Annotated in this window: 23 protein-coding genes; 14 read left to right on the top strand and 9 right to left on the bottom strand. The window is 69.0% G+C overall.

What is annotated here, in order from left to right; genetic code table 11:
- The first annotated feature begins 44 nt into the window (after positions 1–44).
- On the top strand, positions 45–1,193 hold the full coding sequence (locus tag DBO33_RS05485; RefSeq protein ID WP_107654051.1) for a citrate synthase 2: 1,149 nt from the start codon (positions 45–47) through the stop codon (positions 1,191–1,193).
- A gap of 97 nt (positions 1,194–1,290) precedes the next feature.
- Entirely contained in the window at positions 1,291–2,166 is an 876-nt protein-coding gene (locus DBO33_RS05480; RefSeq protein ID WP_234390702.1) for a polysaccharide deacetylase family protein, read from the top strand.
- A 7-nt stretch (positions 2,167–2,173) separates the two neighbouring features.
- On the opposite strand, the gene DBO33_RS05475 is transcribed toward DBO33_RS05480, so the two are convergent.
- The gene (locus tag DBO33_RS05475; RefSeq protein ID WP_107654049.1) at positions 2,174–2,851 is read right to left on the bottom strand and encodes a hypothetical protein; all 678 of its coding nucleotides are present in this window, start codon (positions 2,849–2,851) and stop codon (positions 2,174–2,176) included.
- 168 nt (positions 2,852–3,019) lie between these two features.
- Here DBO33_RS05475 and serC point away from each other — a divergent pair, with 168 nt between their 5' ends.
- The 3 genes from serC (at position 3,020) to DBO33_RS05460 (ending at position 6,441) form a co-directional block, all read left to right on the top strand.
- On the top strand, positions 3,020–4,144 hold the full coding sequence (gene serC, locus DBO33_RS05470; RefSeq protein ID WP_107654048.1) for a phosphoserine transaminase: 1,125 nt from the start codon (positions 3,020–3,022) through the stop codon (positions 4,142–4,144).
- A 201-nt stretch (positions 4,145–4,345) separates the two neighbouring features.
- Positions 4,346–5,416, top strand: coding sequence for a septation protein SepH (gene sepH / locus DBO33_RS05465; RefSeq protein WP_107654047.1), 1,071 nt, complete (start codon positions 4,346–4,348; stop codon positions 5,414–5,416).
- A gap of 281 nt (positions 5,417–5,697) precedes the next feature.
- Positions 5,698–6,441, top strand: coding sequence for a DUF6928 family protein (locus tag DBO33_RS05460; protein WP_107660006.1), 744 nt, complete (start codon positions 5,698–5,700; stop codon positions 6,439–6,441).
- A gap of 7 nt (positions 6,442–6,448) precedes the next feature.
- Here the strand turns inward: DBO33_RS05460 and DBO33_RS05455 are convergent, their stop codons facing one another.
- Together DBO33_RS05455 and DBO33_RS05450 are read right to left on the bottom strand one after the other, a co-directional pair.
- A complete protein-coding gene (locus DBO33_RS05455; RefSeq protein WP_107654046.1) occupies positions 6,449–6,733 on the bottom strand; it encodes a DUF2537 domain-containing protein in 285 nt (94 codons plus the stop codon).
- Complete coding sequence (locus tag DBO33_RS05450; protein ID WP_107654045.1) at positions 6,730–7,530, bottom strand: TrmH family RNA methyltransferase; 801 nt, start codon at positions 7,528–7,530, stop codon at positions 6,730–6,732. Before DBO33_RS05450 ends, DBO33_RS05455 begins: the two co-directional genes overlap by 4 nt.
- 151 nt (positions 7,531–7,681) lie before the next feature.
- Between DBO33_RS05450 and DBO33_RS05445 the strand changes: the two genes are divergently transcribed.
- Both DBO33_RS05445 and DBO33_RS05440 read left to right on the top strand, forming a co-directional pair.
- Positions 7,682–8,887 carry a GNAT family N-acetyltransferase gene (locus tag DBO33_RS05445; RefSeq protein ID WP_107660005.1) on the top strand — a complete coding sequence of 402 codons (1,206 nt, stop codon included), beginning with the start codon at positions 7,682–7,684 and terminating at the stop codon, positions 8,885–8,887.
- A gap of 74 nt (positions 8,888–8,961) precedes the next feature.
- Positions 8,962–9,363, top strand: a complete 402-nt coding sequence (locus DBO33_RS05440) for a YccF domain-containing protein (protein WP_107660004.1) — start codon at positions 8,962–8,964, stop codon at positions 9,361–9,363.
- A gap of 28 nt (positions 9,364–9,391) precedes the next feature.
- On the opposite strand, the gene DBO33_RS05435 is transcribed toward DBO33_RS05440, so the two are convergent.
- Positions 9,392–9,829 (bottom strand): Rv0880 family HTH-type transcriptional regulator, encoded by a 438-nt coding sequence (locus DBO33_RS05435; RefSeq protein ID WP_107654044.1) that lies wholly within the window; start codon positions 9,827–9,829, stop codon positions 9,392–9,394.
- Positions 9,830–9,885: 56 nt separating this feature from the next.
- Between DBO33_RS05435 and DBO33_RS05430 the strand changes: the two genes are divergently transcribed.
- On the top strand, positions 9,886–10,131 hold the full coding sequence (locus DBO33_RS05430; RefSeq protein WP_107654043.1) for a DUF2530 domain-containing protein: 246 nt from the start codon (positions 9,886–9,888) through the stop codon (positions 10,129–10,131).
- Between the two features lie 5 nt (positions 10,132–10,136).
- On the opposite strand, the gene DBO33_RS05425 is transcribed toward DBO33_RS05430, so the two are convergent.
- Positions 10,137–12,194: a neutral/alkaline ceramidase gene (locus tag DBO33_RS05425; RefSeq protein WP_107654042.1), complete on the bottom strand. Its 2,058-nt coding sequence runs from the start codon at positions 12,192–12,194 to the stop codon at positions 10,137–10,139.
- Positions 12,195–12,318: 124 nt separating this feature from the next.
- Here DBO33_RS05425 and DBO33_RS05420 point away from each other — a divergent pair, with 124 nt between their 5' ends.
- The gene (locus tag DBO33_RS05420) at positions 12,319–12,933 is read left to right on the top strand and encodes a TetR/AcrR family transcriptional regulator (RefSeq protein ID WP_228540917.1); all 615 of its coding nucleotides are present in this window, start codon (positions 12,319–12,321) and stop codon (positions 12,931–12,933) included.
- A 30-nt stretch (positions 12,934–12,963) separates the two neighbouring features.
- Here the strand turns inward: DBO33_RS05420 and DBO33_RS05415 are convergent, their stop codons facing one another.
- On the bottom strand, positions 12,964–15,783 hold the full coding sequence (locus DBO33_RS05415) for a sacsin N-terminal ATP-binding-like domain-containing protein (RefSeq protein ID WP_107654041.1): 2,820 nt from the start codon (positions 15,781–15,783) through the stop codon (positions 12,964–12,966).
- A gap of 32 nt (positions 15,784–15,815) precedes the next feature.
- Positions 15,816–17,156, bottom strand: coding sequence for a DUF3027 domain-containing protein (locus DBO33_RS44550; RefSeq protein ID WP_107654040.1), 1,341 nt, complete (start codon positions 17,154–17,156; stop codon positions 15,816–15,818).
- A 17-nt stretch (positions 17,157–17,173) separates the two neighbouring features.
- Between DBO33_RS44550 and DBO33_RS05405 the strand changes: the two genes are divergently transcribed.
- From DBO33_RS05405 to DBO33_RS05395, 3 genes are all read left to right on the top strand, one after another.
- Positions 17,174–17,947: a glutaminyl-peptide cyclotransferase gene (locus DBO33_RS05405; protein ID WP_107654039.1), complete on the top strand. Its 774-nt coding sequence runs from the start codon at positions 17,174–17,176 to the stop codon at positions 17,945–17,947.
- Positions 17,948–18,097: 150 nt separating this feature from the next.
- Positions 18,098–19,987, top strand: a complete 1,890-nt coding sequence (locus DBO33_RS05400; protein ID WP_234390701.1) for an MFS transporter — start codon at positions 18,098–18,100, stop codon at positions 19,985–19,987.
- 64 nt (positions 19,988–20,051) lie between these two features.
- Positions 20,052–20,558, top strand: coding sequence for a DUF2771 domain-containing protein (locus tag DBO33_RS05395; protein ID WP_107660001.1), 507 nt, complete (start codon positions 20,052–20,054; stop codon positions 20,556–20,558).
- A gap of 40 nt (positions 20,559–20,598) precedes the next feature.
- Here DBO33_RS05395 and DBO33_RS05390 read toward each other — a convergent pair whose 3' ends face one another.
- Positions 20,599–21,030: a cold-shock protein gene (locus tag DBO33_RS05390; protein ID WP_186818879.1), complete on the bottom strand. Its 432-nt coding sequence runs from the start codon at positions 21,028–21,030 to the stop codon at positions 20,599–20,601.
- Between the two features lie 201 nt (positions 21,031–21,231).
- Here DBO33_RS05390 and DBO33_RS05385 point away from each other — a divergent pair, with 201 nt between their 5' ends.
- Both DBO33_RS05385 and DBO33_RS05380 read left to right on the top strand, forming a co-directional pair.
- Positions 21,232–21,498 (top strand): hypothetical protein, encoded by a 267-nt coding sequence (locus DBO33_RS05385; RefSeq protein WP_407670479.1) that lies wholly within the window; start codon positions 21,232–21,234, stop codon positions 21,496–21,498.
- 459 nt (positions 21,499–21,957) lie between these two features.
- Positions 21,958–22,596, top strand: a complete 639-nt coding sequence (locus tag DBO33_RS05380; protein WP_107660000.1) for a resuscitation-promoting factor Rpf1 domain-containing protein — start codon at positions 21,958–21,960, stop codon at positions 22,594–22,596.
- A 72-nt stretch (positions 22,597–22,668) separates the two neighbouring features.
- Here the strand turns inward: DBO33_RS05380 and DBO33_RS05375 are convergent, their stop codons facing one another.
- Entirely contained in the window at positions 22,669–22,857 is a 189-nt protein-coding gene (locus DBO33_RS05375; protein WP_040731009.1) for a hypothetical protein, read from the bottom strand.
- Between the last annotated feature and the right edge of the window lie 99 nt (positions 22,858–22,956).

Below are 22,956 nucleotides of genomic sequence, written 5' to 3'. Positions count from 1 at the left end.
AGTCGCTACGGAGCGCGTCCCGAAGTGCAAGGAGAAGTCCCGACATGACTACCAGCCCCGCGGTGCCTACCGGGCAGACCGCCGTACCCAGCGATTTCGTCAGCGGCCTCGAGGGTGTGGTGGCGTTCACCACCGACATCGCCGAGCCCGACAAGGACGGCGGCGCGCTGCGCTACCGCGGCGTCGACATCGAGAACCTGGTCGAGGGCCAGGTGACCTTCGGCGACGTGTGGGCCCTGCTGGTGGACGGCGAGTTCGGTCGCGGCCTGCCGCCCGCCGAACCCTTCCCGCTGCCGGTGCACACCGGTGATGTGCGCGTCGACGTGCAGGCCGGCCTGGCCATGCTCGCCCCGATCTGGGGCTACCAGCCGCTGCTGGACATCGATGACGAAACCGCGCGCGACAACCTGGCCCGCGCCTCGGTGATGGCGCTGTCCTACGTCGCGCAGTCCGCGCGCGGCATCTACCAGCCCGCGGTCCCGCAGAAGAAGATCGACGAGTGCAACACGGTCACCGAGCGGTTCATGACCCGCTGGAAGGGTGACCCGGACCCCAAGCACACCGAGGCGATCGACGCCTACTGGGTGTCGGCCGCCGAGCACGGCATGAACGCCTCCACCTTCACCGCGCGCGTGATCGCCTCCACCGGCGCCGATGTCGCGGCCTCGCTGTCCGGCGCGATCGGCGCGATGTCGGGCCCGCTGCACGGTGGCGCGCCCGCCCGCGTGCTGCCGATGATCGAAGAGGTGGAGCAGACCGGCGACGCACGGGCACTGGTCAAGGGCATCCTCGACCGCAAGGAAAAGCTGATGGGCTTCGGGCACCGGGTGTACCGGGCCGAGGACCCGCGCGCCCGCGTGCTGCGCGCCACCGCGAAGCGGCTCGCCGCGCCGCGCTACGAGGTGGCCGCCGCGCTGGAGCAGGCCGCACTGGCCGAGCTGCGTGAGCGTCGCCCGGACCGGGCGATCGAGACCAACGTGGAGTTCTGGGCCGCGGTGATCCTCGACTTCGCCGAGGTGCCCGCGCACATGATGCCCGCCATGTTCACCTGTGGCCGGACCGCGGGCTGGTGTGCGCACATCCTCGAGCAGAAGCAGCTCGGCAAGCTGGTGCGCCCGGCGGCGATCTACACCGGACCGGCGCCGCGTCAGCCTGCCGACGTCGCGGGCTGGGCGAGCATTCAGCACGCCTAGCAATAGCTGAAACGCATCACCGCGAGCCGAATGTCCTGCACCAATAGGACATTCGGCTCGCGTAGCATCCGGGTCCGGACGGACGGAGGAGGGCCGGGTGCAGGAACGAGGAATGTCGCGGCGGCGGATGTTGGGCGTCGGCGCCGCACTGGCCGCCGGGTTCGCCGCCACCGGATGCGGTACCGCGCGCAGCGATACCGCGGCCGCGGCACCGAGTTCGACCCGCGCCCGGACCTCGATCGGCGACGCCGCCGTAGCCTCCAGGACCGCGCCACCACCGGACAACTCACCCGCCGCGGTGGCCGCCAGGCACGCCGCTGACCAGCCGCAGCGGTGGGGCGTGCAAATGCAGGGCATCACAAGCACTTTCGAGGCCACCGGCAAGCAGCTGGCCCTGACCTTCGACGCGTGCGGTGGGCCGGGCAACAACGACATCGACGACTCGCTCATCAATTTTCTTGTCACCCAGCAGATTCCGGCGACCCTGTTTCTGAACAAGCGCTGGATCGACGCGAACCCGGTGCGGGCCGGCCAGTTGGCGGTGAACCCGCTGTTCGAGCTGGCCAATCACGGTGTCGCACACAAGCCGCTGTCGGTGAACGGTCGCGCCGCCTACGGCATCGCGGGCACCGGCTCGGCGCAGGAGGCGGCCGACGAGGTCTGGGCCAACCACGAGCGGCTGACGGGGCTGGTCGGCAAGCCGCCCCGCTTCTTCCGCGCGGGCACTGCGCACTACGACGATGTCGCGGTCGCCATCGTGCACGAATTGGGCGAAACCCCCGTCGGTTTCAGCATCAACGCCGACTACGGTGCGACCGCGAGCGCCGCCAAGGTCCGCTCCGCGATGAATGCCGCTGCGCCGGGGGCGATTTCGCTCGCCCATATGCACCGCCCGCAGTCCGGCACCGGCGCGGGCATGATCGCCGTCCTGCCGGCCCTGCGCGACATGGGGTTCAGCTTCGTCCACCTGTGAGGCCGGGTCAGTCCTCGCCGAGGGAGGCGTCCCAGTCGACGGCCACCGACTCGCCGTGATCGACGGTGAAGAAGGCGACCTCCAGGTGCTGGCCCAGATCGATCAGGCCGATCGCGGGCAGCGGAACCGGTTGCACGAGCCGGACCAGCCACGGGGCCGGCTCGTCCCACGCGCGCAGTTCGAGGTCGAGGCGCAGCACCGGATCGTCGCGGCCGACGTAGTCCGCGGCGACCGGGGCCGCGGCGAGCACCGTCGCGTCGGCGCGGCGGCCGTCGGCGAGAATCTTCGCGACGCTGACCCGGCCGGTCTCCGCGAAATCGGGCACGTACAGCACCAAGCGATCCCGGTCGCCCGGGTCGACCCGGCAGCACACGACATCGCCCGGCTGCATCCACTCCAGGTTCGCCGCGGATACCCGCTGCCGCACCCTGGCCTCGTACGGCGCCATCCCGTCGACCTCGACCCGCACCCAGAACACCTGACACGGCGACGAGCCGTCCGCGTCGTGCTCGCCCGCGACCGCTTTGTTGCTCGGCCGCACGCCGAGGATGGTTGCCGAACCGAGGGTGCCGTGTAGCAGCAACTCCCGGCGCGCGCTGTCGGACATCGCGCCGATGCGCGGCCCGAAGGTCCGTGGTCGTCGACCGAGCAATCGCCACCCCGAGTTAGCCGGCGCCATGTTCATGGGCGCAAAGGTTAGCTGGAGTGTGGTGCGCGACACAGCAATACCACCGCAACCGGAGTGGACCGTGACAATTCCGGCACCGGGCGCCCGCGCGAGCGCCGGTGGCGGAGGGCACAGCTGCCGACCCGCACGAACCGAGCTGGTCCGACACGCTTTACCCTGTTCGGCATGACCACTGCGTTCCCGACGATTCCCGACGACCTCAAGCCCGCCGACGGACGGTTCGGCTGTGGCCCCTCCAAGGTGCGACCGGAGCAGTTGCAGTCTCTGGTGACGGTCGGCGCCTCGGTGTTCGGAACAAGTCACCGGCAGAAGCCGGTGAAAGATGTGGTCGCGCGGGTGCGCTCGGGCCTACGCGAACTGTTCGGCCTGCCCGACGGTTACGAGGTGGTGCTCGGTAACGGTGGCACGACGGCGTTCTGGGATGCCGCGGCCTTCGGCCTGATCCGCGAGCGTTCGCTGCACCTGACCAACGGTGAGTTCAGCTCCAAGTTCGCCGCCGTGGCCAAGGGCAACCCGTTCATCGGCGACCCGATCGTCATCTCGGCCGAGCCGGGCAGCGCGCCGGAGCCGGTGTCCGACCCATCGGCCGACCTGATCGGCTGGGCGCACAACGAAACCTCCACCGGTGTCGCCATTCCGGTGCAGCGCCCGGCGGGCTCGGAAAACGCGCTGATCGCCATCGACGCCACCTCGGGCGCGGGCGGTCTGCCGGTGAACATCACCGACGCCGACGTCTACTACTTCGCGCCGCAGAAGTGCTTCGCCGCCGACGGCGGACTCTGGGTCGCGCTGATGAGCCCGGCCGCGCTGGCGAGGGTCGACGAGATCAAGGCGAGCGGCCGGTGGACCCCGGAGTTCCTGTCGCTGCCGATCGCGATCGACAACAGCACCAAGGACCAGACCTACAACACCCCGGCGCTGGCCACCCTGCTGCTGTTCGCCGACCAGATCGAGTGGCTCAACGGCAACGGCGGCCTGGACTGGGCGGTCAAGCGGACGCTGGATTCGTCGTCGCGCCTGTACAACTGGGCCGAGTCGAGCGAGTACGCCACGCCGTACGTCACCGACCCGGCGCACCGCTCGCAGGTGGTCGGCACCATCGACTTCGCCGACTCGGTCGACGCGGCCGCGGTGGCGAAGGTGCTGCGTGCCAATGGAATCGTGGACACCGAGCCGTACCGCAAGCTGGGCCGCAACCAGCTGCGCGTCGGCATGTTCCCGGCCATCGACCCGGAAGACATCAGCCAGTTGACCCGTAGCATCGACTGGGTCGTGCAGAATCTGGGCTGACGACAGCCGAATCCGAGCGCGACACGCCACAATCGACACGCCGCTTCCGGTGCTGCGCCAAGTCGAACAGAGCAGATTAGCGGGGTGCGGGAGTCTGCACAGAGATTTCCGCCCCGCGTGTCTCGCCCCACGGATCCCAGAAGTGCACTACTGTTTCGGAAAGTGGGCGGTGTCGCGAGTCGACGCGGTAAGGAGGTAACGGTGCGTGAACTTCGAGTGATCGGGGTGACGCCCGACTCCACGCACATCGTGTGTATCGACACCGAGTCCGGAGCGAAGTACCGGCTTCCCGCCGACGACAAGCTACGAGCCGCAGCACGCGGAGACCTTGCCCGATTCGGCCAGATAGAGATCGAAATGGAAGCAACTATGCGTCCTCGCGATATCCAGGCTCGGATCCGGGCCGGTGCCTCCGTCGACCAGGTCACCGAAGAATCCGGCATGCCGGCCAGCCGCGTCGAGCGGTTCGCCTACCCGGTGTTGCTGGAGCGTGCCCGCGCCGCCGAACTCGCGCAGAAGGCGCATCCCGTCCGCCCCGACGGCCCCGCCGTGGAAACCCTCATCGATGTCGTCACCGCCGCCTTCACCGAGCGCGGGCACAACATCGAAGGCGCCGAATGGGACGCCTGGAAAGACGAAAAAGGCTTCTGGGTCGCCCAATTGCAGTGGCAGAACGGGCGTTCCGAGATCGCCGCGCACTGGCGTTACCAGCCCGACGCGCACGGCGGCTCGGTCTCCCCGCTCGACGATCCCGCCTCCGACCTGATCGATCCCGACTTCGGCCGAGCGCTACGCGGTCTCGCGACGATCCTGCCCGCCGAGCCCGAGGTGGCCGCACCCGCGCCGCAGCCGGAGCCGGTGGTCGAGCCACGCCCCACTCCGTCGGCGCCGCCAGCGCGCCCCGCGGCCCGGCAGAGCCAGCCCACCCTGGACGAGTACTACGAGCAGCGCGCCGTCGCGGCCGGTGGCAGCAGCACCCCCGCCATCACCGCGGGCGCGACCGCAACCCCCACTGCCGCAACCACGACGACGCCCGCCGCGTCGAGCCCGGCGCCCGCGCCCACCGCGCCGGCCCCGACTCCGCCGGCCGAGCCCCCCGCCGAAACCGCTCCGCCCGCGCCCGCCGCGTCGACGAAGCCCGCCGCCGAGGAACCGGCCAAGCCGGCCGCCAACGGCAAGACGACGGCCAAGCCGGCCCGCACCAAGCGCGGCAAGGCACCCATGCCGTCCTGGGAGGACGTCCTGCTCGGAGTCCGCAGCTCGGGCCACTGAGCAAGACCCGCAAAGCCGAACGACAAGAAGGCACGCCACCACGGTGGCGTGCCTTCGTCAGTTACCCCGCAGCATTGCGCGCGACCGGATAGCTGGTTCCCCAGCGTGTTCAGCAGCGGAAGGTGCGCCTGGACGGGCTCGAGGCGAGTAGATTTTTTGGTGTGTTGTCGACTGCGCGCGACGGCGTCGGGTGATTCACCACAGCGGTGAATTGTTCGAAACCCCGTGCGTTGCTCGAAGTTCGCGGAGCTGATTCGTGCAACCATCGGGAGGTGCCGGAAATGCTATCGAAAGCTTCGTCGCTCTGGTACGTCGACGCACCCGATCCGTTGACGGTACTGCGCGCCAACCATGATCCGGATCCCGATGCCGCACTGGCGCTTGCGAAACAGCTGCACAGCGACCGGGACGTGCTGCCGATCATGGTCGGCACGCTCGCGGGCTGTGCGGGTCCGGACCTCGACGAGGTGTACATCGGTTGCTATCCCGGTGTGACGGTGGTGTGTTCGGCGCAGGCCGCCCGCATCCACCCGACCGAGCTGCCGGAGTTGCTGGTTCGCCCGCTGGCCTCCGAGCACACCTATCTGGTGTCCTTCGACACCGCGCATGGCTGGGGTGCGTTCGCGCATTGGGAGCGTGGCGAGTTCCGCAGGGCGTTCAGTTCCAGCCGGGTGAACATCCTGGAGGACGAGGGGTTGCCGCTGGTCTGGGAGCGCCCGTACTGGGCGGGCGAACATCCGGTGCGCTGGCACGCGGGCGAGCTGCCCGACCCGCAGACGCTGCCGTTCGACCCACCCGATTTCGCCGACGCCGCCAACAACGAGTGGCTCGGCTTCCACTACCGCGCCCCCGCCGCCGAGGGCGCGCTGGTCCCCGGCGACGTCGCGGTGTGCGGCTTCACGCTGTATCCGAAAGGCCAAGCGCCCGACCCGGCCACCCTCGCCCCACCGCGACACGAGCCGGACAGCGTGCGCCCCAAACGCGGCCTGTTCAGCTGGCTACGCGGGCACGACCGGGTGTCCTGACCACGTCTCAGCCCGCTAACCCGTTGATCAGCAACGCCACCCACCCCAGCAGCACGCCCGCCGCACCACCGCCGACCACCCACCTGGTCACCGGCGCCCACCGCATCCGCCAGGCAGTCGGCGCGGCGCCGCCCGCCGCGATCAGGTTCACCGCCACCGCGAGCAGCGGATGCACCTCGGCGAGCGCACGACCGAAGGAGAACACCGCGACAGTCGCCAGCAGCGCGACCATGACCGCGACGCCGACGCCGGCGCCCCACGGGGTCGGACCTCGATACGACGGGTAATTCACATCCGTACCCGCTCATAGAAAGCCATCGCGGCTGCGGTGGCGACGTTGAGCGAGTCGGTGCCGGGTGACATCGGGATGCGCGCCCGCACGTCGGTGGCTCGCATCGCGTCCTCGCTCAAACCCGGTCCTTCGGCACCGAGCAGCAGTGCCACCCGCTCCCCCGTCATCGCCGTGGCCAGATTCACCGCCGCCGGGTTCGGCGTGAGTGCGATGATCTGGAACCCCTTGCGCCGCAGTATATCCAGACCGTCCGGCCAGTCGGGGACGGAAGCGAACGGAACGCGCAGCACGTGGCCCATGGACACCCGCACCGCCCGCCGATACAGCGGGTCGGCGCACCGGTCACCGAACAGGATGGCCGCCGCGCCGAGACCGGCCGCGTTGCGGAACATCGAACCGATGTTCTCGTGATCGTTGACGCCCTCCAGCACGGCCACCGTGCTCGCCTTGTCGAGTACCTCGTCCAGCTCCAGTGGCGCAGGCCTGCGCGCGACGGCGAGCACACCGCGGTTGAGGTGGAAGCCGACCACCTCGGCCATCACCTCGGCCGAGGCGCGGTAGTAGGGCACGTCGACGGCGACGAGATCGTCCGCGAGTTCTTCGCGGCGCTTCTCCACGCCGAGCCACGCGGTCGGTGCGAACCGGGAGTCCAGCATCCGCTGCACGACCACCACACCCTCCGCGATCACCAGGCCCTTCCGGCCGGGCAGATCGGGTCGGCGGTCGGCGGACTTCAGGTCGCGGAAGTCATCGACCCGCGGGTCGGCGGGGTCGTCGATATCGATCACTTCGGCCACGGGCTACATCCTGCCGGGTGAACCGGACAAACACCGGAACAGGTGTGATTTCCGCCGGTGGGGAGGCGCGTGCAGGCGGTTGGCGAAGGCCGCTCGTGCGCCCGCCGAAATTCGAGTGCGGCGCGGTGTCGCGGCGTGGCAGGGTGCAACGATGACGCTGACGCACGGCATCACCATTCGATCGGCCACCCCCGAGGACGCGACCGCGATCCGGACGCTGGTGGCCACCTCCTTCGGCGGTCGACCGGACAACGACGAGCTCGACCGCTACCGGCAGCTGTTCCCACCGGAGGACGCGATCGTGGCGGCGGACGGCGCGCGCATCGTCGGACACGTGCAGTCCAGGACCATGACGGTGACCGTGCCCGGCGAACGGGCGGTCGACGCCTGCGGAATCGCGGCGGTCGGGGTAGCGCCGACGCATCGGCGGCGCGGGATTCTGCGCGCGATGTACACCGAGCAGCATCGCCGCACCGAGGCGGCCGGGCTGCCGCTGACCATCTTCACCGCGAGCGAAGCCACCATCTACGGACGCTTCGGTTACGGCCCGACGGTGCGCGAGAACGCGGTCACCCTCGATCGCCGCTTCGCCGAATTCCGGCCGACCGCCCCGGATCCGGGCGGTGTCGACCTGGCGGCGCCGGACGAGGTCGCCGAGCACATCAAGGCCGTGTACGACCGGTGGCGCAGGCTCGTGCCCGCCGCGCAGGTGCGCCCGGACGCCTCCTGGGCCGGGCTGTTCGCCGACGCGGAACGTTCCCGGCGCGGTGGCACCAGCCTTTTCGTATTCACCCACCCGGATGGTTATGCCCTGTACCGCTACCACTACCGCGAAACCGGCATGGACGTCGACGTGGTCGAGCTGCGCGCGGTGACCACCGAAGCCCATGCCGCGCTCTGGCGGGCGCTGCTCGGGCTCGATCTGGTCAAGCAGGTGTCGGCCACGCTCAGCGACAACGACCCGCTGCCCTACCTGCTGACCGACACTCGGCTGGTGCGAACCACCGGACGCTATGACGGACTGTGGTTGCGGCTCATGGACATTCCCGCGGCGCTCACGGCCCGCACCTATCAGCGGGACCTGGATCTGGTACTCGCGGTGACCGATCCGTTCCGCGAGGCAGGCGGCACGTTCGCGCTCACCGTGCGCGACGGCATCGCCGAGTGCGCGCCCACAACCGGGTCCGCCGATATCGAACTCGGCATCGACGTCCTGGGCAGCATGTACCTCGGTGCCTACCCCGCTCGGGTGTTCGCCGCCGCAAACCGCCTGCAGGCCAAGGACACCAACCACCTGCACGCCCTCGAAGCAGCCTTCGGCACCGACCGCGACGCCGTACTGGGCTGGTTCTTCTGAGTCAGGCCGTCGAGCGGCGAACTGTGATCGAGGAGAAATGTCCGGATCGCCGCTCTGCTGGCATGCTGGTGGGCATGAAGCCGATTCAGCTCGTCCTCAACGTTCTCTGGCTGGTGTTCGTCGGGTTGTGGATGGCACTGGGCTACATCCTGGCCGGGATCATCTGCTGCATTCTCATCATCACGATTCCGTGGGGCATCGCGTCGTTCCGGATCGCGGCGTACGCGCTGTGGCCGTTCGGCCGGACCACGGTGGAGAAGCCGGGCGCGGGCACGGGGTCGCTGATCGGCAACATCATCTGGGTCGTCGTCGCGGGCTGGTGGCTGGCGCTCGGCCACCTGCTCACCAGCATTCCGCTGTTCATCTCGATCATCGGAATCCCGTTCGGCTGGGCCAATTTGAAGCTGATCCCGCTGTCGCTGTTCCCGCTCGGGCGCGACATCGTGGACAGCGACCAGCCGTTCGGCGCCCGCTAGCACCGGCGAAAGCACCGGCCGGGCAAGGTCACTCGGATTCGGCGACGATCTGCTTCATGATGGCGACGGCCTTGGTGAGCACCACGACCTGATCCTCGGTGAGGTTGGACAGCTGCTCGGTCATCCAGGCTTCGCGGGCGTGGGTCTCATCGGCGATGAGGGCGCACCCCGCGTCGGACAGCGAGACGATGATCTGCCTGCCGTCGGTCGGATGCGGCTTGCGTTCGACCAAGCCGAGATCGGTGAGCGAGGCGATGACGCGCGTCATCGACGGCGGCTGGACGCGTTCTTTGGCGGCAAGCGCCCCGGGGGTCATCGCGCCGTCGCGAGACAGGGTCGCGAGGGCGGAGAGCTGCGTCAGCGAAATCTGCGAGTCGGCACGGCGGCCACGCAGATGACGCGTCAGACGAACCACCGCCAGTGAGAGCTCACCAGCGAGGGCTCGAACATCGGATGGCGTTGTCACAGAGGTGAACGATACGGGAAGGGTGCGCGTCCGACGTGTGTTCTCGCCGCTAGGCTATGACTGTGACGCAGAAAGTGCCCCAGATCCCGGCGCGGCTCACCGACCCGCGGCCGGTGCTCGCGGTCGGCAGCGCGCTGTGGTTGCTCGCCACCGTGGTGGTGTGGGCCACCGGCGACCGGTGGGCTTCGGTGCTGCCGGTCTGCCTGATGGGCATGGTGGTCGGCGTGCTCGCGCTGGGGATTTTCCTGATCCAGCGGCGCGGGGCGCGCCGCGGCGACAAGGGTGCGCAGACGGGGCTGTGAGGCCCTCAGCCGACCTGGAAGTCGTTGGTAGTTCCGGTGAACGGGTGCAGCGCGCCGTCGGGACTCAGGCTGTCGGCGTAGTGCTGGAAGCGATACCGCCCCGGCGTGGCGTCGGCGGGAATGTCCCAGGTGAACCGCGCCACGGATTCGGCCGTGCCGCGCTTGCTCCAGAAGAACTTCACCGCCCATTCGCCCTCGTTGGCCACCCGCACCCACTCCCCTGACGCCTGCTGCCGCTGCACTTCCAGGAAGGTGCCGTTGCGGCGGATGTTGTGTTTCGGGTGGGCGGAGACGAATTCGGCCGCGACCTGGGTGCCAGGGGCATACGCCGGGGCAGGCTGGGTCAGCACGTCGCCGAAGGTGCGACCGAGCGGGACGGTGTCCGGTCCCGCACCGGGCTGGAAATTCGGCTGCAGGTTGGACACATCGCGCGGTGCCGGGCCGCGCGGCACCGCCTGGCGGGCGGCGAATGCCGTTGCCAGCCGGGCGAATTCCTGCTGGTACGCGCAGAGGGTGTAGCGGCCGAACAGGGTCGAGGCGCCCTCGTACTGCTGGGAGTCGTATTCCTCAGGGGTAGTGACGTATTCGTGGTACGCGTTGGCGTAGCCCTGCAGGAGCACCTGCTCCAGCGGCACACCGAGCGCGGCGGCGACGGCACGGCGCACGCGCAGGCCCGAGGTGATGGTGAACTCGCCGCCCGCGGCGGCCAGGTAGAGCTCGCCGACCCGGACGAGCTGGATCGGCAGCACATTCGGCACCCATGCGACCGGCGGCAGCAGCGCGAACGGCACGGCAATCGCTTTGGGCGCCTGGGCATCCGCGAGCCACGCCGGCACGGGGGCATCCTGGCCACCCAGCGCCTGCAGGAACGGGTTGCGCACCCCCTCCGGGATAGGCGCGCCGGGGAGCCCCGGGCCGTCCTCGATGCTGCCCGCGATGAGCGAGACGCCGGCCGCCGCGGGGGCGGTGCGCCGCGGCTGTCCGTCCGGGGTGAACCGGCCGTCGACGGCGATGTCGGCCAGGTCGATGTAACAGAGCATCGAGTCGACCGGTCCGCTCATCGATCGCGCTTGGGCCAGTGCGGCTTTCGACGCCGCATACTGGCGCTCGCCGAGGATGCGGGTGTTCTCGAACTCGTCCTCGGTGGGACCGGAGCCCTGGCGCAGATTCAGGTTCGGCGACATGTCGCCCGCGTTGGTCTGCGCGAAGGCGGCGACGAAATCCGGTGCGCCGTCGAGGTAGCGCACGCCGTGCTCGATGTGCTCGTAGGCGAAGGACGCGTAACCCTTGTTGTCCGAGCTGATCAGGCGATTCTCGTTGGTCATCGAGGTGTTGTGGGTGGCGAACCAGGTGATGGCGCCGACCTGCCGACCGCCCTTGACAAGGGAGAGCGCGGTCACCGCCGGATCGATGGCATCCGGAAAGTGTTCTTTATCGGCAACCGGATTGAGTTCCCAGGCCACCCGCGACCGGTTGACGCTCGCGTTGTGCAGCTCGCCGCGCCCGAGCGCCAGCGAACCGGGGCCGAGATCGGCGTCCGCGGCGGCGATGGCCGCCACGATGCCGTCGACCTCCGCGTCGTACACCTGCTGCTGAAAACCCAAGATGGACAGGTTGTATGCGTAATCGTTACTGGAGCCGCCACAGGTCGCGTGCGAGTGCGTCGAGGTGAGCAGCACGTTCTGCTCGGTGTACCGATCGCCGAAGCGGCGGGCCAGCTCGGCGAGCACGCCGCGGTGCACGGACTGGAAGATCATGCCGTTCTCCGCGACGACGAACACGATGCGCCGCCCGCCGTGACCGATGATGAACGCCCTGGCGCGCGGGCGCAGGTGGATGCCCGCCGTCTGCTGCTCGAGCTGGGAATAACCCATCATTCCGCATTCGGCGGCCGGACCGGTGATGTCGGAAAGTCCGACACCGATCTCGTACCCGCCGGAACCGGGAACGGCCGCCGCCGTGGCGCCGAGCGGGCCGGACATGGCGGGCACCGCCGCCGCGGCGGCCAGCGGCGCCGAACCGGCAACGCTTCGGGCAAGAACGGCTCTGCGCGACAGCGACATACGCGCCTCCTTCGATCTGATGGCACTGAACCACACAACTGGTCACTCGTCCAGTCGAGATTTTTCCACCGACGAATTGACTGCACGCTTCGCGAGCGCTTAACTCCCTTGGGTGTCCTCCCGATTGAGCGTCGAAGAAAGACGGGCCCACCTTATCGAGGCCGCGATCGGTCTTGCCGAAAAAAAGGGCGTTGCGGGCGTGACCACGCGCGATGTCGCCCAAGCGGCGGGCGTCTCGCTTGGTGTGGTCCATTACTGTTTCGAAAACAAGGATGCGCTGATGACCGAGCTGGTCAAGGCGCTGTCGATGGAATTACGCGATTCTGTCGACGCCAATGAAACGGTATGGCAGGACGTCGGAAGTGGAAAAGAAGCACTTCAAAAATTGATCCGCGCGGGACTGGAACTCATGTGGCTCAACATAGAAGCCACTCCGGAACGTCAACTGCTCACTTATGAAACGACGACTTACGCACTGCGCGAGGGTGAGCAAACTCCGGCGAAACTCGCGATTGCCCGCGAGCAGTACAACTTCAACGACTCCACCGTCGCCGACATCCTGGAGCACGCGCGCGACGCGACCGGGAATCAGTGGTCGGTTCCGCTCACCTCGCTCAGCCGATTCACTCTCAATGTGATCGACGGAGTGGTGCTGCGCTGGCTGGTGGACAACGACAGCGAGAGCGTGCGTGCGCAGCTGGATCTGCTCAGCCACATGATCTCCGAGTACGCGGCTTAGCCCGCTACCGCTGCGGCACAGCCGGATTCGCTACCGCGGCAGCCGGAAGTGCACGGTGTCGCCCTCGCGCCACCAAGGCACCGAGGCAGTGGCTTCCACCGCGCCGTGCAGACGTACCGTCAGGTCGTCGTGCAGCACCAGGTCGCCCTCCTGCGGCGGCAATGAGAAGAGTTGGCGCAGTACGACACCCAGCGGCTCGGTGGACCAGCTGGTGCGGCGGCCCGCGCTCAGCACCTCGGCGGTGACGGACTCCGAAACCAGCGGCAGGTCGAGCAGCGTCGCCAGCGCGGGTGCGTTGTCGATATCGCCGACTACCAGGCGATTCGGGGGCAGTGCGAAACCGAACCAGGGCTGGTCGAGGACGACGGCCTGCGCCGGATCGACGACTGCGCCGGACAGTGCGCGGACCCGATCCGGCAGCTCGAGGTCGGCGAGATCGAGGTGCTCGGCGGCGACAGCGGCGGCCAATCGCGCGTGGGTTCGCGAAATGACCTCGGGGGTAGGTGTTTTCGCGGAATCCGCGAGAGCCTCGAGCAAGGCGGCGGCCAATTCCGGGGTGATCACCGAAGGGTCGGCGAGTATCGCGCGGACCGCGGCAGCGTCCTCCGTCAAGCCGGGCACGGCGAAGGTCGGGAGTAGACCGGCGAATTCGGTGTCCGTGGGGTGACGGAACAAACCCAGTGGGGTGCCGTCGATGCGCGCGTTGGCGCGCAACCACCACGCCGTGTAACCGTCGCGGTCGGTGAGCAGACGGCGGGTACGCGGCGTGGAAGCCAACTGCCACAACGCTTCCGGCCACGCGGCCTCGTCCACCAGGTCCAGATCGCGGACGGCGGCCAGCTCCGGCGGGTCCTCCCGCAGCGTCGACCACCAGGCGTCCTCGTCGTCCAGGTCGTGGTCCGGGCCGGTCGGATCGGCCTCGACCACCACGCTGAAGTCCCAGCCGACGCCGATGGCCCGCAGCGCTTGCGCGCCATAACGTTCCACCATGGCGGGGTCGATCGAGCTGAACGGTGAATCCTCCACCAGCAGCTCACGCAGCGGTGCGTCGGGCAGCAGCAGTTCGTCGGCGGGCCGCGATTCGCCGTCGGCATCGGGCAATTCGAGCAGCCCGAGCCAGGATGGGAGGGCGGCCGGATCGGCGTGCGCGGCCAAGCGCAGCACGGCATCGGTGATGTCCGGGTCGTCCGGGTGGTCTTCCAGCTCGGCGCGGAGATCGGGCTCGCTCAGCAGATCTTCGGCGGTCGCCGAACGCGCCCCCAGCCGGGCCAGCAGCGGGTGCGCGGCCTCCGGGTGCACGAGCCTGGCCCAATGCACCGGGATCGCGACCTCGAGCTGATCGTCGAGCACCGCCGTACGCGGACCGGTGACCAGCCGCCCGTCGGCCAGCGGAACAGCAAGCGCGCCAAGCTCTTCGGCTGCCAGTGGATCCACCACGAACGGCTCCAGCGCCGCATACAGCGCGTACCACCAGTGCGGCGGGCGCTCCAGTCCGCTCGACAGTTCGGCCAACCGCGCCAAACCCAGGCGGTGGACATCCAGTACGCCGAGCGCCTCGGCCTGCCCGCGGCCGGACAACTCCGGGATCACCAGGGGGCCGACGACGTCATCGAGCAGTCGCGCCAGGTCTTCGGTCAGGCCGGTGAGCGCGCTCGCCCGGGTCGGGACGGCGACGTCGGCTTCGGCAGTCCTGCTTGCGGGCGAACCTTCTGGCAGCGTGGGGTCGTACAGGCCCGTGGCTGCGTCGTCAGCGACTTCTGGGGTGGTGTGCCGGGTGGCGACGACCGGCAGCCAGGGATGGGTCTGGAGGTCGCGCACGAGGGCTTCGCGGAGCAGGCCGTCGGCTTCGCTGCGGGCGAAGGCGGGGGTGGGGACCAGGACGAGGCGGTCGCGGGGCGGCAGGGCGCGGGCGAAATCGGCGTAACCGGCGGCCAATTCGGTGAGGCGGGCACCGGGGAGGAGGCGGCGGCGGTCCGGTTGCATGGCTATGTCGGCGATCAGCAAGGCCGGGAGGGACAGTTCCTCGTCGGAACGGGTCGGGGCGCGCAGCACGTCGGGGGCGGCGGGGATCGGCCTGCCGTTGCGGATCGGGAGCAACCAGCGGGCGTGTGGTGCGCGGTACTGCCACCAGACTCGGTGTGCGTCCTCGGGGCCGGTGACGCGCACCTCTTGCAAGCCGTTCTCGAGATCGGCGGTCGTGCTGGTGAACTCCGCCGAATCGATCGTGATGCTCTGTAGCGCAGGCAGTTCCAGTAGCAGATCGATGGCTTCCGCGTGCATACCCGCGAGCAGTGCGGCGGCGTCCACATCCGGGCGCAACCGCAGCACGACCTCGGTATCGAAGCCGGCCATCGGCGCGGCCTCGATCGGCCAGGTCATCCGCAGCACCGGTGGCACGAAACCGTCTACGTCCTCCGCTGAGCTCTCGGGGATACGAATGCTGTGCTGTCGCAGGGCGTCCCAGGTCAGCTCGCGAGAAAACCGGAGCGACCCGGTCGCGGAACGCAACTCGATCTCGTCACTGACCGACAGCACCGCGGTGAAACCGACACCGAACCGCCCGACAGCGGTGACATCCGACTTTCCGGACGCCCGCAGCGCGGTGAGCGCGTGCACACCGGAGACATCCAGCGGCGCACCGGCATTGGCGACATGCAGCACCCCGTCGTCCAGCCGAACCAGCAGCCGCCCGGCGACCCCCGCCTTGGCGGCCGCGTCCGCGGCGTTCTGCGCCAGCTCGGTCAGCAGCCGGTCACGGTACCCGGCCCGCACCAGATCCGCCTCGGTCGCCGCGTCCTCGCGCAACCGGGTCGGCGAATCACGCCACGCGGCAAGAACACCCGCCCGCAAAGCCGACGTGCCGAACGGATCGGCCGTCTCGGTCAGTTCTGCGGCGATGACTCGACCGCCCGGCCCTCAACCACCTCGGCCGCACCCTCGGCAACCTGCTCGTCACCCGAAGACGCCTGCGCGACTTCAGCATCGTCAGCCTGAGCTGCCGTGTCGGCAGCCGCCTCGCCCGAGTTATCCACAGGGGACTCGACATCCGCAGCAGCGTCGCCACTTTCGTCGCCGTCCCGCGCAACTGCAGCCTCGTCGGCAGCGCTGGCGGCCGCACTCGGCTCCGCTACGACGCTCGACTCGCCTTCCGCCACCGCATCGCCGGCCGCGGTGTCCGGGGCAGACTCGGTAACCGCAGCAGCGCTGTCGGTCTCGGCGACCGCAGTCGGCGCCTCGATGCCTGCGGCAACTGCCGCGTCGGCCTCAGCAACCGTGGTCTCGGCGTTCGGGACGGACTCAGCAGCTTGTACATCGGCCGATCCGGCCTCGGCACTGGGCACTTCCCCAGTCGGTGTCTCCACCGCGGTGTCGGCCACCTGCGCTGCATCAGCTTCGGCCGCAGCGCTTTCCACGGCGGAGTCGGCCACTTCGGTGGCCGCCGCTTCGGCCGCAGGGGTTTCCTTGACCGGCGCCAGCTCCTCGGCGGGGATCAGCTCCACTGCCGCGTCGTCGAATGCCTCGTAGAGCGGCGAACCACCGCCGGTGGGGGCGACGGTGTCGGAGTGGGCGCCGCAGCCGTAGGCGGCGTGTACGACGTGACCGTCGGCGCCCATGGCGTTGCCGCAGACACCGAAGGCGGCGCGCAGGGAGCCGGCGAGCGGGAGGTAGAAGCCGCACAGGCCGCAGGTGGACGGTGCCGCCTTGGCCATCTCGGTGTCGGGACCGAACTCGCCGTACCAGCGCTCGGCGGCCATTTCGCGGCCTTCGAGACTCAGCACCTGGGTGCGGCCGAGGCCGATCTCGGTGGCGACCTCGTCGACGGCCGGGTCGCCGTTGGCGACGTAGCCGGGCACCAGGCGCGGGTCGTTCGGCGCCGGGGCGAGCAGGTCGCCGGGCGCGAGATCACCGGGCCTGATCCGCTGGTCCCACGGCACGAAGTCGGGCGCGACCAGCGCGTCGGGACCGGGCAGCAGCGCCGATTCGCTCACCGTCGCGTAGTCGGCCTCCGGTGGGGCCGCCACCACGACCGCCCACTGCCAGCCGCGATAGCCGGGCAGTGTGGCCTCGAAGCGGTGGGTCGCCGCGCTGTCGTCCTCGGCAGCCACGCCGAGATGTGCCCCGACACCAGCTGGTTCCAACTCCAGGAGCGCACGGCGGGCCAGATCGACGGCGTCGGCCAAAATCGGCCTGACACCGGACTCAGAAACAGAAACTGCGCTCACGGCCTACATTTTGCCGTATGAAACGCAATCGGCGTTCGTTGGCCATAGGTGTGCTGGTCGGTCTGGTCATCTGGAGCGGGTGTGGCGCGGCCGAAGAACCGTCGCCCACGATGAATATCGAGGTCGTGGCCACCAGGTCGCACGATCCGCGCGCCTTCACTCAGGGCCTGGAGATCCACGGCGAGGTGCTCTACGAAGGCACCGGGCTGTCGGGCGCGTCGAGCGTGCGGGCGACGAACCTCGGCACCGGAGTCGAACTGGCCCGGGCCGACCTGCCCGCCCCCTTCTTCGGCGAGGGGATCACCGTGGCCGGGGACACCCTGTGGCAACTGACCTGGCAGAACCACATCGCCTTCGCCAGAGACCCGCACACCCTGGCCGAAGTCGGCCGCGCGTCCTACGAGGGCGAAGGCTGGGGACTCTGCTCCCGGGCAGGCCGGCTGGTGATGAGCAACGGCACCGACACGCTCACCTTCCGTGATCCGGTCACCTTCGCGCCGACCGGCTCGATCCGGCTCACCAGCAACCACAACGCACGGCTCAACGAACTCGATTGCGCCGACGACGGTTCGGTGTACGCCAACGATTGGCCCAGCGATCGCATCCTGCGCATCGATCCCGACTCCGGCCAGGTGCTCGCCGTCATCGACGCGGGCGCCCTGCTGCCACGCCTGACGCGGACGACCGAGGACACGCTCAACGGCATCGCGCAGATTCCCGGCACCGACCGGTTCCTGCTCGCCGGCAAGAACTGGCCGACCACCTTCGAGGTCCGCTTCGTGCCCGCCTGAGCACCGCGCCCACGATTCGCTTGCGATTCGCGGCTGCGGGGAAGTCCTAGGGACATGCCCCGCCGTCCGCGACGCGACGAACGTCACCTTCCGCCGACACCTTCGAGAGCGAGTGAACACCCAGTACCGAAGTACGACAGAATTGACGACGTGACTACTCCCCGCGAACCTTCCGGTCCCGACCGTGATCGGTGGGACGGCGAGGAGTACCCGCCGGTCGAACGGCATCCCGGTTTCGACCGGTACCCGCCGCCCAACACTGCCGCAGGCCGCAGGCCGCTGCCACCGCTGGACCCGGACCGCAACTACCGACCGGAGCCGCCGACCCGGCGCCGCGAGGTACCCGTCTCGCCGGATGCCGAGACCCGCAGGCACGCAGCCCCCCGAGCCGATCCGCCGCTGGCCGAGACTCCCCGGCGCGTCTTCCCGCATCGACCGGAACCACCACGCCGCCCGGAGCCGGAGCACTCGGCCCCGCCGCCCACCGCACCACTGCCCGAGCAATCGGACGCCGCCGAGCCGACCGAAGCCCCCACGCCGCCCGGCACCGCGCGCGTGCCGCGCAAGCTCACGGTTACCCGCGTCGCCGCCATGCGCGGGCGCCAGTTGACTGAGAAAGGCATCGCCACTTTCCAGCGCGCGGCCAAGGCCGACGGCGCGGACAAGTCCGGCCTCACCGCGCTCACCTACGCCACGATGGCGAACTTCGCCCTCGACGCCGCGGTCGCCGTCTCGCTGGCCAACACGCTGTTCTTCGCCAGTGCCACCGCGGAGAGCAAGACGAAAGTCGCGCTGTACCTGCTGATCACGATCGCCCCCTTCGCGGTGATCGCCCCGCTGATCGGCCCCATGCTCGACCGGCTGCAGCACGGGCGCCGGGTGGCGCTGGCGACCTCGTTCGCGTTGCGCGCGGTGGTCGCGGTGGTGCTGATCCTCGAATTCGACAGCTGGGCACTGTATCCACTCGCGCTGTGCATGCTGATCGGCAGTAAATCGTTCTCGGTGCTCAAGAGCGCGGTGACACCACGCGTGCTGCCACCGGATATCGACCTGGTGCGCACCAACTCTCGGCTCACCGTGTTCGGTTTGGTCGGCGGCACCATCGGCGCGGGCGCGATCGCCGCACTCGCCGCCGCGATCGCCGACTCCAAGGGCGCGCTGATCTTCGCCATCGTGATCGCCTGCGCCGGAACCTATTTGAGCCTGCGGATCCCGTCCTGGGTCGAGGTCACAGAGGGTGAGGTGCCCGCGACGCTGAGCTATCACGCGCCCACCGAGGTCCTCACGCCGGAGAAGGAAGCCACGACGCCGCCGCGCAAACGCAGGCAGCCGCTGGGCCGTTCGGTGGTGACCGCACTGTGGGGCAACAGCGCCATCCGGGTGCTGACCGGATTCCTGACCTTCTACGTCGCGTTCGTCGCCAAGGCCACCGAGCACCGCCCGGCCCAGCAGGCCGCCATGCTCGGCGTGGTCGGCGCGGCGGCGGCGCTGGGCAACTTCACCGGCAATGCCACCGGCGCCCGGCTCAAGCTCGGCAAACCGACGTTGATCGTGCTCGCCTGCACCGCCGCCTGTGCGCTGGTCGCGCTCTTCGCGACGTTCACCAACAATCTGCTGGGTGCGGCGATCGCCACCGTGGTCGCCTCGGGCACCAGCGCGCTGGCGAAGGTGTCGCTGGACGCCGCGATCCAGGACGATCTGCCGCCCGAGTCGATCGCCTCCGGTTTCGGTCGTTCGGAGACGGTGCTGCAACTGAGCTGGGTGGTCGGCGGCTCGGCGGGCGTGCTGCTGCCGACCGACTACTGGAAGGGTTTCGCGGTGATCACCGCGATCCTGGTGATCGGCCTTGTCCAGACCTTCGTCAGCTACCGCGGCCACTCGCTGCTGCCCGGCCTCGGCGGAAATCGTCCGCAACACGCGGAGCAGGAAGTTCCACCGACCCGGCCGATGCCACACACTGCGAACGCATACCGTAGGCCGGCGTCCAGTGGCGGCGAGACGACCCGTATCCAACCAGGAATAGGAGACCCCAGCCAGTGAGCGAGCGAACCTTCGACACAGCAGCTGTGCTCACGGCCCGGCCGTGGGTCAGCGAGGCGGCGGCGTGAAGAACCCCCGCACCATTCTCGCGCTGGTCGTTGCCGCCCTCCTCGTGTGCACCGTCGCCTTCGTCGGCGTCCTGGTGGTCCTCGTGCGCAACGCCGACGAGCACGACCCGGTGATCACCGCCTACGCCCACGGCAAAACCGTCGAGGTCGAACCGTACGTCTACTGCTCGGTCAAGATGGAAGACTGCCGCTACGGCCAGACCGTTCAGCTCGACGTCCCCCCGGACTACCCCTTGCAGCTGTCGCTGCCGAAGCAGATCGCCGACGCCCCCTGGCTGGCCCAGCTCGTCTACGCCCTGCCCAACGGCGACCGCATCGACCGGGTGATCAACCACACCAACTTCGCCGAGGGCGCCATGGCCGTCACCATCGACTCCCGCCCCGAACCCGACCTGCGCCTCGTCGGCTTGGAACTCCAGCTCCCGATCCTCGCCATGGACAAGGACACCGGTAAGGAGTTCTACCTCCCCCACGCAGCCTGGTCGATCAGCACCGCGTCGTAACTACTCGCGCACAGCGAGTAGTTACGACCGGGCCGATATTTCAGTGGTCGAGTTCGCGCGCTACCGCGCGGACGACCTCTGAGATGCGTTGTGCGGTCTTGCGATCCGGGTAGCGGCCCTTGCGCAGGTCCGGCTGCACGGTCGCTTCGAGCAGGGTGATCATGTCTTCGACCATCCCGTGCAACTCGTCCGGTGTGTGCCTGCGGGCGACGGGCTCCTTGCGGGCGCGCTCGCGTTCCTGGCGTTCCTGGCCCTGACGGACCGAGGGCGGCGCCTCGAGCAGTTTGAGGCTCAGCGCCTGCGGTCCGCGGCGGCCCGCGGCCATCCCGAACTCGACGCGCTGGCCCGGCTTGAGTCCTTCGACTCCGTCGGGCAGCGCGGACGAGCGGACATAGACGTCCTCACCCTCGTCTTGGGAAAGGAAGCCGAAGCCCTTTTCGACGTCGTACCACTTCACCCTGCCGGTCGGCACTGCGCTCACCCGTTCATCATCGAAAACTCGGACCCCACCGGCCCGAGCACATCTGTCCACGGAACCCGCTGCGGCACAACGCCACGAGCAGATCCTTTTCTGTTTGCGAAAAGAACGCGCCCAGCAGTGATGCGGGACGCGCGTGCCTAAGAGTCTACCCCGGTGCCCATAACGCAAGCACATCAGTTTTACGGTCATGCGGTGACGAACCCTCCCGCTCCGCCACCGTCCAGCGACGCCGATCCCGCACCGAGCGGGGGCGGTGGGCGCAGGCCGGGTGATTGGTTGCTGCAAGTCGCGCTGGGGCTGTTCGCGCTGGGATTGCTGGCGATCATCGCCATCTTCTTGATCCCGGTGCTGTCGGACGGCACGCCGGGGCTGTGGCTCTATTTCGCCGCGATGCTCGCGCCGCTCGGGTTTCTCGTCGCGATCGTCTTCACGCTGCGTTCGGGCCGACGCTCACGCTGATCCGCCCGACTGTCGACCGGTCGCGGTGACTCCGACCTGCGCGTGGTGCCGATCTGACGGAACGGCCACCAGCGGGCTGCGAACGGGTTACCCGAGTCTGTCGTTACCAAATCCCGACTGTGATCCTAGTCACATAACGGAGAGGTCACGGACCGGTGACGGCCCGGCACTGCTCTGAGCGCACCGCTTCTAGCTGCAAAGAAGGGGCTACGTCGGCGCCGAGACCGCACCGAGACCCGCTCGTACACGCCGGTTATCAAATGGTGATTTTTCCCGGCGATCGTCGTACCGTTCTTAGCGAGCCGGGACAACCGGCAACCACCGGCCCGCCGCACCGAACCTCGCCCCGCGGGACCCGGAAACCCGACGGAAACGTAGGGGCGAGGGCGGGCATGACGACCTCTCAGTCCAGCCCGACCGATGACCTCGCAGGTGCGTCGAGAGGAAGACGAACCCGATATGAGTGGACGCCATCGCAAGCCAAGCTCCACCGGGCGCACGGTTGCCAAGGTTGCCGTGACCGGCGCGATCATGGGCACCGCAGGTGTGGCCCTGGCAGGCAACGCCAGCGCGGCACCCGACTCCGACTGGGATCGCCTCGCACAGTGTGAGGCCGGCGGTAACTGGGGCATCAACACCGGCAACGGCTACCAGGGCGGGCTGCAGTTCTCGCCGAGCACCTGGAAGGCCCACGGCGGCGGCGAGTATGCCGCCAGCGCCAACCAGGCCACCCGCGAGCAGCAGATCGCCGTCGCCGAGAAGGTGCTCGCCTCCCAGGGTTGGGGCGCCTGGCCCAGCTGCTCCTCCAACCTCGGCCTGAGCAGCGCACCCACTCCGCGTTCGGCTCCCGCCACCAACGAAACCCCCCGCTGGAACCCCGCGCCCGCGCCGCAGGCGCAAGCCCCGCAGGCCGCGCCGGACAGCACCCAGCAGGTCTTCACGGCCGTCGACCGCGCGCTCGAGGTCGTGCAGAGCCAGGGCGTTCAGGTGCCCAAGGAAGCCTTCGACTTCTTCAACGCCGCCAAGGCGAGCAATACCAAGCTCGATCCCGCCATCGTGAACTTCTACGAGGCGAACAAGGGCCTCCTGCCCTCCTGATCGACCACGACTAAGGCCCCGCATCCGAGGATGCGGGGCCTTAGTCGTATCTACGGACTTTCCGTCCGGAAATCAGCGGTTGATCACCGTGTTCGGGTGCATGTAAGGCAGCTGATCCGCCGGGACCGGAAACTCGGTGTCCTCACCGTACGGCGAGAGCCCACCGGAACGGGTCGACGAGAGTTCGGTGACCGCGTGGTCACCTTCGGCGACCTTCGGCCAGCCGTTGTCGACATAAGGTTTCTTCGATTTGTTCACCACAAGCCTCATGCTAATGCCGCCGCTGCGAGTCTTCAGGCCGGACCCTGGTGTGGCGCTCGGCACGTCGGCGACCGGCGGTAGGGACGCGCTGGAGTCAGC

Source organism: Nocardia suismassiliense (assembly GCF_900269665.1).
Classification (GTDB): Bacteria; Actinomycetota; Actinomycetes; order Mycobacteriales; family Mycobacteriaceae; genus Nocardia; species Nocardia suismassiliense.
The sequence above is the reverse complement of the archived record's forward strand: the minus strand, read 5'-3'. Positions and strand labels throughout refer to the sequence as shown.

What these genes read in the sequence shown, in the direction of transcription:
- DBO33_RS05485 (WP_107654051.1), top strand. Translation starts at nt 45, where the DNA reads ATGACTACCAGCCCCGCGGTGCCTACCGGGCAGACCGCCGTACCCAGC.
- DBO33_RS05475 (WP_107654049.1), bottom strand. Translation starts at nt 2,851, where the DNA reads ATGAACATGGCGCCGGCTAACTCGGGGTGGCGATTGCTCGGTCGACGA.
- serC (WP_107654048.1), top strand. Translation starts at nt 3,020, where the DNA reads ATGACCACTGCGTTCCCGACGATTCCCGACGACCTCAAGCCCGCCGAC.
- DBO33_RS05460 (WP_107660006.1), top strand. Translation starts at nt 5,698, where the DNA reads ATGCTATCGAAAGCTTCGTCGCTCTGGTACGTCGACGCACCCGATCCG.
- DBO33_RS05445 (WP_107660005.1), top strand. Translation starts at nt 7,682, where the DNA reads ATGACGCTGACGCACGGCATCACCATTCGATCGGCCACCCCCGAGGAC.
- DBO33_RS05440 (WP_107660004.1), top strand. Translation starts at nt 8,962, where the DNA reads ATGAAGCCGATTCAGCTCGTCCTCAACGTTCTCTGGCTGGTGTTCGTC.
- DBO33_RS05430 (WP_107654043.1), top strand. Translation starts at nt 9,886, where the DNA reads ATGACTGTGACGCAGAAAGTGCCCCAGATCCCGGCGCGGCTCACCGAC.
- DBO33_RS05425 (WP_107654042.1), bottom strand. Translation starts at nt 12,194, where the DNA reads ATGTCGCTGTCGCGCAGAGCCGTTCTTGCCCGAAGCGTTGCCGGTTCG.
- DBO33_RS05405 (WP_107654039.1), top strand. Translation starts at nt 17,174, where the DNA reads ATGAAACGCAATCGGCGTTCGTTGGCCATAGGTGTGCTGGTCGGTCTG.
- DBO33_RS05380 (WP_107660000.1), top strand. Translation starts at nt 21,958, where the DNA reads ATGAGTGGACGCCATCGCAAGCCAAGCTCCACCGGGCGCACGGTTGCC.